The sequence below is a fragment of the Streptococcus mitis genome (genome assembly GCF_002096925.1).
GTDB classification, from domain to species: Bacteria; Bacillota; Bacilli; order Lactobacillales; family Streptococcaceae; genus Streptococcus; species Streptococcus mitis_AF.
In genome coordinates, this window is the sequence record NZ_NCVN01000049.1 from 1 (window position 1) to 2,266 (window position 2,266).

At 40.9% G+C, this 2,266-nt stretch carries 4 protein-coding genes; 2 read left to right on the forward strand and 2 right to left on the reverse strand.

What is annotated here, in order from left to right; all coding sequences use genetic code 11:
- Nucleotides 1-212: hypothetical protein (locus tag B7692_RS11295; RefSeq protein WP_142360048.1), on the forward strand; the 212-nt coding region annotated here is incomplete at its 5' end.
- Here B7692_RS11295 and metK read toward each other — a convergent pair.
- Both metK and B7692_RS11300 read right to left on the reverse strand, forming a co-directional pair.
- The gene (gene metK, locus B7692_RS07395; protein ID WP_084930347.1) at nt 128-1,318 is read right to left on the reverse strand and encodes a methionine adenosyltransferase; all 1,191 of its coding nucleotides are present in this window, start codon (nt 1,316-1,318) and stop codon (nt 128-130) included. The two genes, B7692_RS11295 and metK, sit on opposite strands and share 85 nt — an antisense overlap.
- 247 nt (nt 1,319-1,565) lie before the next feature.
- Nucleotides 1,566-1,796: a hypothetical protein gene (locus B7692_RS11300; RefSeq protein WP_084930348.1), complete on the reverse strand. Its 231-nt coding sequence runs from the start codon at nt 1,794-1,796 to the stop codon at nt 1,566-1,568.
- On the opposite strand from B7692_RS11300, the gene B7692_RS07410 reads away from it, so the two are divergent.
- Nucleotides 1,757-2,266 (forward strand): transposase (locus tag B7692_RS07410; RefSeq protein ID WP_142360049.1); only part of this gene is annotated, 510 nt, incomplete at its 3' end. The genes B7692_RS11300 and B7692_RS07410 overlap by 40 nt on opposite strands.

Consider the following 2,266-nt stretch of genomic DNA (forward strand, 5'->3'; position numbering starts at 1 on the left):
ATAGCCTTTCTAAATGGTTTATTGTGCAATTCTATTTTACCAAGACTATCGCAACCATGCAAAAAAGCAACGGCAAATCCGTTGCTTTTTTTGGAGATAAGAGACTATTGTCCCAGACTCTTCTTATCTATTTTACTGCTTCTTTCAAAGCATATACCTTGTCCAAACGTTCCCATGGAAGGTCAATATCTGTACGTCCCATGTGTCCATAAGCCGCTGTTTGACGGTAAATTGGACGCTTGAGGTCCAGCATTTGGATAATCCCTGCAGGGCGAAGGTCAAAGATTTGACGAGCTGCTTTTTCAAGCTTGCTTTCAGCTACTGTTCCTGTACCAAAGGTATCGATACGGACAGAAACAGGCTGGGCAACACCGATAGCGTAAGCCAATTGCACTTCTGCTTTCTTAGCAAGACCTGCTGCAACGATATTCTTGGCAATATAGCGAGCCGCATATGACGCAGAACGGTCCACCTTAGTCGCATCTTTACCAGAGAAGGCACCGCCACCATGACGAGAATAGCCACCATAGGTATCCACGATAATCTTACGACCTGTCAAACCTGAGTCCCCTTGAGGTCCACCGATTACAAATCGACCAGTTGGATTGATAAAGAATTTTGTTTGCTCATCCAAATAAGATGCTGGAATTACTTCTTTGATAACCTTGTTAATCACGTCTTGATGGATTTGTTCGTTGCTGACTTCTGGATCATGCTGAGTTGAAATAACAACTGTGTCCACACGTACTGGACGATCATTTTCATCATACTCAACTGTAACTTGTGATTTAGCATCTGGGCGAAGATAGCTAATTTCCCCAGACTTACGAAGATCTGCCAGACGACGAACCAATTTATGGCTGAGTGAAATTGGCAAGGGCATGAGCTCTTCTGTTTCATCCACTGCAAAGCCAAACATGAGACCTTGGTCACCAGCTCCAATTAAGTCCAATGGATCTTGGTCTGCATTTCCACGAACCTCCAAGGCTTCGTTAACACCTTGGGCAATGTCAGGAGATTGTTCTACCAAAGATGGATGTACTCCTACAGTCTCAGCAGAAAATCCATATTCTGTATTGGTATAGCCAATCTCTGCAATGGTATCACGAACCACACGGTTAATATCTACATAGGCATTTGTAGATATTTCACCAAAAACGTGGACGGAACCAGTATATACAGCTGTCTCAGCAGCAACGTGCGCCTCTGGATCCTTAGCTAAAATGGCATCCAAAATCGCATCTGAAATTTGGTCTGCAATCTTATCTGGATGCCCCTCAGATACAGATTCAGACGTGAATAATTTACGTTCTGACATAAAAATGTCCCCCCTTAAAAATAGTGTTATAGAGTTACAAAGTACTGATAGGCATTTTCATTTTCTAAGAGTTACATCGCGTAAGAAATAAAAACGATACTTTTTTATTTCTGAAGCTAGTAAGGCGCATAGGGTGACCGCCTTATAGCGGCAACCGTAAAATGACGAGCGACTACTTTAGAGCCGTCATTCTTTGCGAGTTACGACTCGAAACAAAAAAATAGAAATTTCTACCATCTTATCGGGACTATATAACTTTATCATTATACCATTTTTTAACGCAATTTACAGTCTTTAATGTAGTGTTTCTGTTTAGAGCCTGGGACAATAGTCCCTTATTTCCAAAAAAAGCAACGGATTTGCCGTTGCTTTTTTGCATGGTTGCGATAGTCTTGGTAAAATAGAATTGCACAATAAACCATTTAGAAAGGCTATCCCATGCATATTCACTATAACACAAATCAAACAACTTTACCACTAGAAATCAGTTCTTTCTTTCCACAGGATCATCTCGTCTTTACTATTGAAAAAGTGGTGAATACCTTGGAAGATTGTCACTTCCATGCCTTCTATCATGCCTTTGCTCGTCCGTCTTATCACCCTAAAATGCTTATAGCTACTCTTCTATTTGCCTATTCACAAGGGATTTTCTCTGGACGAAAAATCGAAAAAATGATGATTGAAAATCTCGCTATGCAATACCTAACAGGACCGTTGGTTGTCAGCTATCGCACCATCAATCGTTTTCGAGTCGCTGAAGGGATGGAAGAACTCATACGTAATCTTTTCATGGACCTCAATCTTCATTTAAAAATGGAAGAGTTAGTGACCTTAGATTGTCTGTTTATTGACGGGACTAAGATTGAAGCCAATGCCAACAAGTATAGTTTTGTGTGGAAGAAAGCGACAGAGAAATTCTCCGCTAAACTGCAAGAACAGATACAGAAC

Bases quoted from the DNA above. Each gene is read 5' to 3' on its own strand.
- metK (WP_084930347.1), bottom strand. From the start codon at position 1,318: ATGTCAGAACGTAAATTATTCACGTCTGAATCTGTATCTGAGGGGCAT.